General features: G+C 71.7%; 7 protein-coding genes and 1 pseudogene. 1 reads left to right on the forward strand and 7 read right to left on the reverse strand.

Annotated elements, in window-relative coordinates; genetic code table 11:
• The 6 genes from OZN99_RS20635 to OZN99_RS20660 form a co-directional block, all read right to left on the reverse strand.
• Nucleotides 1-774 (reverse strand): Bug family tripartite tricarboxylate transporter substrate binding protein (locus OZN99_RS20635; protein WP_270937140.1); only part of this gene is annotated, 774 nt, incomplete at its 3' end.
• A 13-nt stretch (nucleotides 775-787) separates the two neighbouring features.
• Complete coding sequence (locus OZN99_RS20640) at nucleotides 788-1,768, reverse strand: Bug family tripartite tricarboxylate transporter substrate binding protein (protein WP_270937141.1); 981 nt, start codon at nucleotides 1,766-1,768, stop codon at nucleotides 788-790.
• 40 nt (nucleotides 1,769-1,808) lie between these two features.
• Nucleotides 1,809-2,618, reverse strand: a complete 810-nt coding sequence (locus OZN99_RS20645) for a sugar phosphate isomerase/epimerase family protein (RefSeq protein ID WP_270937142.1) — start codon at nucleotides 2,616-2,618, stop codon at nucleotides 1,809-1,811.
• Nucleotides 2,619-2,813: 195 nt separating this feature from the next.
• A complete protein-coding gene (locus OZN99_RS20650) occupies nucleotides 2,814-3,974 on the reverse strand; it encodes a dihydrodipicolinate synthase family protein (protein ID WP_270937143.1) in 1,161 nt (386 codons plus the stop codon).
• A gap of 4 nt (nucleotides 3,975-3,978) precedes the next feature.
• Nucleotides 3,979-5,133, reverse strand: coding sequence for a Gfo/Idh/MocA family protein (locus tag OZN99_RS20655; RefSeq protein ID WP_270937144.1), 1,155 nt, complete (start codon nucleotides 5,131-5,133; stop codon nucleotides 3,979-3,981).
• A gap of 66 nt (nucleotides 5,134-5,199) precedes the next feature.
• Complete coding sequence (locus OZN99_RS20660; RefSeq protein ID WP_270937145.1) at nucleotides 5,200-5,892, reverse strand: TetR/AcrR family transcriptional regulator; 693 nt, start codon at nucleotides 5,890-5,892, stop codon at nucleotides 5,200-5,202.
• Nucleotides 5,893-5,980: 88 nt separating this feature from the next.
• On the opposite strand from OZN99_RS20660, the gene OZN99_RS20665 reads away from it, so the two are divergent.
• Complete coding sequence (locus OZN99_RS20665) at nucleotides 5,981-6,922, forward strand: SMP-30/gluconolactonase/LRE family protein (protein WP_270937146.1); 942 nt, start codon at nucleotides 5,981-5,983, stop codon at nucleotides 6,920-6,922.
• Here OZN99_RS20665 and OZN99_RS20670 read toward each other — a convergent pair.
• A pseudogene (locus OZN99_RS20670) lies at nucleotides 6,919-7,674 on the reverse strand (hypothetical protein); the annotation flags it as partial. The gene OZN99_RS20665 and the pseudogene OZN99_RS20670 sit on opposite strands and share 4 nt — an antisense overlap.

Raw genomic sequence — 7,674 nt, forward strand, 5'->3', positions numbered from 1 at the left:
GGGCGTGCCGGCGGGCGCCAGCACCGCGCCCCAGGATGTGGCACCGGCGCCGGGCAGCCCGGCCTCCGCCACCGTCGGCACGTCCGGCAGCAGCGCGTGGCGCGCGCTGCCGGTGACCGCCAGCGCGCGGATGCGGCCGTCGCGGATCTGGCCGATGGAGCCGGCGATCTGGTCCACCATGATCTGCACGTTGCCCGCGACCAGGTCGTTCATCGCCTGGCCGGAGCCGCGATAGGGCACATGGGTGATGTCGATCCCGGCGGCGAGCCGGAACAGCTCCGTCGCGGCATGAGTGGTGGTGCCGGCGCCGGAGGTGGCGAAGTTCAGCGCGCCAGGCCGCGCCTTCGCCAGCGCGACGAGTTCCGGCAGGGTGCGCGCCGGGACGGCATTGGCGACGCTGATCACCAGGTCCGAGGCGAAGGCCATGGAGACCGGCGCCAGGTCGCGCTGCGGGTCGAAGGGCATGGTGGCGTAGAGATGCGGCGCGATGGCCAGCAGGCCGGTCGCGCCCATCAGCAGGGAATGGCCGTCGGGCGCGCTGCGCGCCACGTTCTCCGCGCCGATGAAGCCGGCCGAGCCGGTGCGGTTCTCCACCACCACCGGCTGGCCCAGCGCCTGGCCCATCCCTTCCGCCAGGATGCGCGCCGCGACATCCGTGCTGCCACCGGCCGCGAAGGGGACGACGAGGCGGACAGGGCGCGTCGGCGCCCAGGATTGCGCCTGCGCGCCGAACGGGACCAGCAGCGTGGCGGCTAACAGCGTCCGGCGGCGCATCGGCGTTCCTTTCCTAGTTCACGGTGACGCGGGCCTCGCGGACGACGCGGCCCCACTTCGCCGTCTCGTCGCGCATGGTGGCGGCAAGTTCGGCCGGCGTCGAGGAGACCGCATCGGCGCCCGCCGCGGCCAGGCGCTGCTGCGTGGCGGACTCGGCCAGGGCTTCCCGGATCACGGCGTTCAGGCGCTCGATCACGGGAGCGGGGGTGCCGGCGGGGGCCATGACGGCGCCCCAGGACGTGGCCTGCGCGTCGGGGAAGCCGGCCTCCGCCATAGTCGGCAGGTCCGGCAGCAGGCGGGACCGGCGGGGACCCGTCACCGCCAGCGCGCGCACGCGGCCCGCCTGGATCATCGGCAGCGCGGAGGGGAGCTGGTCCAGCATGACCTGCACGTTGCCGGCGACCGTGTCGTTCAGCGCCGGCGCGCTGCCGCGGTAGGGCACGTGCTGCATGTCCACCCGCGCGACGAGCTTGAACAGCTCGGGCACCAGGTGGGTGGAGCTGCCGTTGCCGCCGGAGCCGTACGAAAGCCGGCCGGGCTGCGCGCGCAGCAGCGCGACGAACTCCGCCATGGTCTGCGCGGGAACCGAGGGGTTCACGATCACGACGTGGTCGGTGGCGAAGGCCATGGAGATGCCGGCCAGGTCGGTCGCGGGGTTGAAGCCCATGTTGGCGTAGAGATGCGGGTTGATGGTCAGCGTGCCGGTGGTGCCCATCAGGATGGAATGGCCGTCCGGCGCGCTGCGGACCACGTTCTCCACGCCGACATTGCCGCCCGCGCCGGTGCGGTTTTCCACCGTGACGGGCTGGCCGAGCTTCTCCTGCATGCGTTCCGCCAGCACGCGCGCGACCACGTCGGTGGCGCCGCCGGGCGGGAAGGGGACGACGAAGCGCAGCGGGCGCGTGGGCGACCAGCCCTGCGCGCGGGCGACGGCGGGCAGCAGCGGCGTGGCGAGGGCCGCGGCGAGGACGCTGCGGCGGGTGATGCGGTTCATCGTTGGTTTCCTCCCGGTGGTTGGTTGCTTGGTTGGTTGGTCAGACGACGGTGCGGTGCCGGGCCTTGATCTCGGCCAGCACCTCGTCGGGGTCGTGCGCCCACCAGCGCTTCGACAGGATCTCGACCTCGGCGAAGTCGCCGGCATAGCCGGCCTGCACGACCATGCGGCGGATGGCGGGGATGTCGATGACGCCTTCGCCCGGCAGGCCGCGGTCGAAGACGGTGTCGGTGGTCGGCACCTTCCAGTCGCAGACATGGAAGGCGGCGATGCGCGACCCCGCGCGCGCGACCTGACGCGCGAGATCGGGGTCCCACCAGACGTGATAGACATCCAGCGCGACGCCGGATCCCGCGCCCAGCTCGTCGCAGAGGTCGAGCGCCTGGCCGAGGGTGGACAGCACGGAGCGGTCGGCGCAGGTCATGGGGTGCAGCGGCTCCAGCGCGATGGTCACGCCGGCGGCGCGGGCATCGGGCATGATGGCGTGCAGGCCCTCGCGCACCTGCTCGCGCGCGGCGGGAAGGTCCTTGCTGCCGGGCGGCAGGCCGCCGCAGACCATGACGAGGCAGCGCGCGCCGATGGCGTGCGCCTCGGCGATGGCGCGGCGGTTGTCCTCGAGGGCGGCGGCGCGGCCGGCCGCGTCGGCGGCCGGGAACATGCCGCCGCGGCAGAGCCCGGTGACGACGAGTCCGGCGTCGCGGATGTGCTTCGCCGCTTTCTCCACGCCCATGGCCTGCAGCACGTCGCGCCAGGGCGAGATGCCGGGGATGCCGTGGCGCGCGCAGCCCTCGATGCACTCCGCGAGGCCCCAGCGTTCCTTGACGGTGACGGTGTTGAGGGAGAGGTGCATGCGTTGTTGCCCGCCGGTGTGTGGCTCCATCCCCCGCAAGGCGGGGGAGGGATGGGGTGTGGGTGGGGCCGTCAGAACCGTGCTCGGGCGTCTCGCGCCTGTGGCTCCCCCTTCACCCACCGTCCGACGCTTTCGGCGTCGAACCCCCCCGGAGGGGGAGAGGGCTTCCAGCGTGCGGGGAGAGCAAGCCCGCTCCTACGCCACGCCGTGCACGGCCAGCAGGCTGCGCATGCGCGACACCGCCATGTCCGGGTCGCGCAGCAGGCCGGCCCTGTCGGCCAGGCGGAACAGCTCGGCGAAGTGACGGATGCTGCGCGTGCTCTGCTGGCCGCCCACCATCACGAAGTGATCCTGATGCCCGTTCAGCCAGGCCATGAAGACCACGCCCGTCTTGTAGAAGCGCGTCGGCGCCTTGAAGATGTGGCGGCTCAGCGGGACGGTCGGTGCCAGGATGTCGTGGAAGGTCGTCAGGTCGTTGCGCTGCAGCGACGCCAGTGCCCCGCCCACCGCCGGCGCGATCGGGTCGAAGATGCCGAGCAGCGCGTCGGAATAGCCCTGCTCGTCGCCGGCGATCAGCTCCGCGTAGTTGAAGTCGTCGCCGGTGTACATCCGCACGCCTTTCGGCAGGCGGCGGCGCATGACGATCTCCTTCTTGTCGTCCAGCAGCGAGATCTTCACGCCGTCCACCTTGGCGGCATTGGCGTGGATGACGGCGAGCGCCGTCTCCATCGCCGCCATGTGGTCGTGGTTGCCCCAGTAGCCTTCCAGCGCGGGGTCGAACATCTCGCCGAGCCAGTGGATGATCACGGGCTGCGCGACCTGGCCGAGGATGCGGTTGTAGACGCGCTCGTAGTCGGCCGGCGACTTCGCGGCCTTGGCCAGGGCGCGGCTGGCCATCAGGATGATGCGGCCGCCCATCCGCTCCACGGCCTCGCACTGCTCCTCATAGGCGCGGATCACGTCGTCCACCGTCACGTCGGGGCCGGGGGCGAGGTGGTCGGTGCCGGCGCCGCTGGCCATCACCGCGCCGGGCACGTCCTTCATCGCGTCGAGGCTGCGGCGGATCAGCTCCTGCGCCGCGGTCCAGTCGAGGCCCATGCCCCGCTGCGCCGTGTCCATCGCCTCTGCCACGCCGAGGCCGAGCGACCAGAGATACTTGCGGAAGGCGATGGTGCGGTCCCAGTCCACCTTGGCGTCGAGCCAGGGGTCCTGCTCGGCCAGCGGGTCCGCGACGACATGCGCCGCGGCGAGCGCGACGCGCGGAAAGGGCGGCGTCGCCTTCGGGAAGTCGCGCGGGGGCCCGAGCGTATAGGGCGTCAGGCAGCCCTCGGCGTCGGGCAGGGTGATCGTCGCCATCGCCTCACACCTCCAGCTTCGGCAGGTCGATCCAGCGGCGCTCGGCCCAGGATTGCAGCCCGGCCTCCGCCAGCTGCACGCCCTTGGCGCCGGCCAGCAGGTCCCACGGATAGGCCTTCGTCTCGCCGACGAGATACCTGAAGAACATCTCCCACTGCACGCGGAAGCCGTTCGGGTAGGGCTGGGTGTCCGGCACTTCCTGCCAGCCCGCGTAGAAATCGATCGGTTGCGGGATGTCGGGGTTCCAGACCGGCTTCGGCGTGTTCACGCGGCTCTGCGTCCAGCACTTCTGCAGGCCGGCGACGGCCGAGCCATGCGTGCCGTCAACCTGGAAGGTCACCAGGTCGTCGCGGCGCACGCGCGTGACCCAGGAGGAGTTGATGTGCGCGATCACGCCGCCCGCCAGCTGGAAAGTGGCATAGGCCGCGTCGTCCGTGTCGGCCTGGTAGGGCTTGCCGGCCTCGTCGTAGCGCGTCGGGATGTGCGTGGCGCCGAGGCAGGAGACGCTCTCGACATTGCCGAACAGGTTGTCCAGCACGTAGCGCCAGTGGCAGAGCATATCGAGGATGATGCCGCCGCCCTCGGCCTTCTTGTAGTTCCACGAAGGCCGCTGCGTCGGCTGCAGGTCGCCCTCGAACACCCAGTAGCCAAACTCGCCCTTCACGCTGCAGATGCGGCCGAGGAAGCCGCTGTCGATCACCATCTTCAGCTTGCGCAGGCCGGGCAGGAACAGCTTGTCCTGCACCACGCCGGCCTTGATGCCGGCGCGCTTGGCCAGCCGCGCAACGTCCATCGCGTCTTCCAGCGAATCCGCGGTCGGCTTCTCGCAGTAGATGTGCTTGCCGGCCGCGATCGCCTTCCGCAGCAGGCCGGCGCGCATCTGGGTGGTGGCGGCGTCGAAGAACACCTCGTCCTTCGGGTCGGCCAGGCAGGCATCGAGGTCGGTGCTGACGCGGGCGATGCCGTGCGCCCTGGCCAGCGCCTCCAGCTTCTCGCGGTTGCGGCCGACCAGGATGGGGTCGGGCATCACGCGGTCGCCATTCGCCAGCATCACGCCGCCATCCTTCCGGATGGCCGCGATGGAACGGATCAGGTGCTGGTTCATCCCCATCCGGCCGGTGACGCCGTTCATGATGAGGCCGATGCGGCGTTCCGCCATGGACATGTCCCTCGTTCAGGTAACCGGGCAGTTACCTGGGGAGGGGCCGACGGTCAAGTCACGGGTTCACGGGCGCAGGTAGCCCAGCACCACCTCCGTGATGTGCGCCTCCCGCGCGGCGATGGCGGCTTCGGTATCCAGCGGCGTGCCGAAGATCGTGGACAGCGTGTGCCGGTTGGCGACGTAGAAATGGCCGAGCGCGAGGATGGAGATGTAGAGCTGCATCGCATCCACCCCGGCGCGGAACGCGCCCGAAGCGGCGCCGCGCGCCAGCACGCCGCGCAGCGCCTCCAGCAGCGGGGAGTAGAGGGCGGGCACGTCCTCCGACCGCCGGAGATAGGCGGCGCGGTGCAGGTTCTCCTGGTTCAGGAGTGCCACGAATTCCGGGTGGCGGGCGGTGTAGCGCAGGTTGAAGGCGACGAGGCGCGCCATCGCCTGGTCGGGCGGCAGGTGCTCCACCTCCACCGCGCGCTCCTCGGCGCGCTTGGCGGCGTAGGCCCGCTCCAGCACGGTCAGCCACAGCTCCTCCTTGGAGCCGAAATGGGCGTAGAGCATCCGCTTGTTGGCGCCGGCGCGCGCGGCGATTTCGTCCACGCGGCTGCCGGCCAGGCCCTTCTCGGCGAATTCGGCGAGCGCGGCGTCCAGGATGCGCTGGCGGGTCGCTGCGGCGCGCGCGGAGAGGGGCGCGGCAGGGCGCATCGCCGCGGGTGCCGCGGCGGATTCCGGCGTCGCGGTCTTGCGCGCGGTCGCGCCTGGCATGGTTCCCCTCCCCGTCGCCCTGCGGCAGCATGGCGCCGCGGATGCCGCCTCGCCAAGACAGGTGCCAGGACAAGGGAGTGAACGACCGATGCAGTGGACCGAAAGCCTGCGCTATCCCGACCCTTCGGTGCGCGTGCTGGACCCGGCCTTCAACCGGCTGCGCCTGCCGCTGGCCTCGGTGGAGCGGCTGTGGACCGGGTCGCGCTGGGGCGAGGGGCCGGTCTGGATGGGCGACTGGCGCTGCCTGCTGTGGTCCGACATCCCGAACGACCGCATCCTGCGATGGGAGGAGGAGACGGGCGCCGTCTCCGTCTTCCGCAAGTCGTCGAACAACGCCAACGGCAACACCCGCGACCGCCAGGGCCGGCTCGTCACCTGCGAGCATCGCGGCCGGCGCGTGGTGCGCACCGAATATGACGGCAGCCTGACCGTCATCGCCGACAGCTACCAGGGCAAGCCGCTGAACAGTCCGAACGACGTGGTGGTGAAGTCGGACGGCAGCATCTGGTTCACCGACCCGCCCTTCGGCATCGGTGGCTTCTACGAGGGCGAGAAGCACCCGCCGCAGCACCCGCACACCAACGTGTATCGCGTGGACGGCCAGACCGGCGCGATCAGCCTGGTGGCGGACGACATCAACCACCCGAACGGGCTCGCCTTCAGCCCGGACGAGAAGGTCCTCTACATCGTCGAGAGCCGCAGCGAGCCGCGGAATATCCTCGCCCATGACGTGGACGGCGCGACGCTGCGGAACCGTCGCGTCTTCATCGGCTGCGACCCCGGCGAGACGCCGGACGGCTTCCGCGTGGATGTGGAGGGCAACCTCTGGTGCGGCTGGGGCATGGGCGGGCCGGGGCTGGATGGCGTGAAGGTGTTCAACGCCGCGGGCGCGCCGATCGGCTTCATCGACCTGCCGGAGCGCTGCGCGAACCTCTGCTTCGGCGGGCGGCACCGCAACCGGCTGTTCATGCCGGCGAGCCATTCGCTCTATGCGCTGTACGTGAACACGCAGGGCGTGGCGGGAGGCTAGGCAAGCACCTCGCGCAGCGCGCGACCCAGCATGGCTAGGTCGCGGTCGGCGAGGGCGAGCGGGTTCACCACCAGCACGCCCTCGCGCAGGCGGCCCTGGTTCACATGGATCCGGCGCGCGCGGAGTTGCGCGTCGGCGGCGCGCGCCGCGGCAGCGTCTGGCAGGTGCAGCAGCAGCAGCGGCACCGCCGCGTCGGTGATCTCCGGCACGATGCCAGGCGGGTCGCCCATCGCGGCGCAGACCGCTTCCAGCCTGGCACGCAGCCGGGCGGTGCGGGGCGCATCGCCCTCGGCCGCGAAGCGGCGCAGCGCGACCAGCAGGCCGACGATCTGCTCCTTGCCCGCCTTGCAGGAGCGGCCGATGCCGTGCTGCGGCAGACGGTCCGGCCCGGCATTGCCGGCGAATTCCGGCGGCAGGCGGAACTGCGCCTCCGGCAGGTCGAGGTCGAGCATCTGCATCAGTGCGGAGGCGACGAGGTCGCGGCGGCCGGCGAGGATGCCGCTGGCCTGCGGCCCGCCGATGGCCTTGCCGCCGGAGAAGCAGACGAGGTCGGCGCCCTCCGCGATGAAGCGGCGGAGGTTGGCGGCGGGCGGCAGCTGCGCCGCGGCGTCCACCAGCACGGGCACGCCTGCTGCCTGCGCGACGCGCGCCAGATCTGGCAGCGGCGGCTCGGACCAGGGCTGCGCCACCCACAGCACGCCGGCGGTGCGCGGGCCGATGGCGGCCGCGATGTCGGCGGCGGAGGCGTCGCG

Source organism: Falsiroseomonas oryzae (genome assembly GCF_027856955.1).
Taxonomy (GTDB): Bacteria; Pseudomonadota; Alphaproteobacteria; order Acetobacterales; family Acetobacteraceae; genus Falsiroseomonas; species Falsiroseomonas oryzae.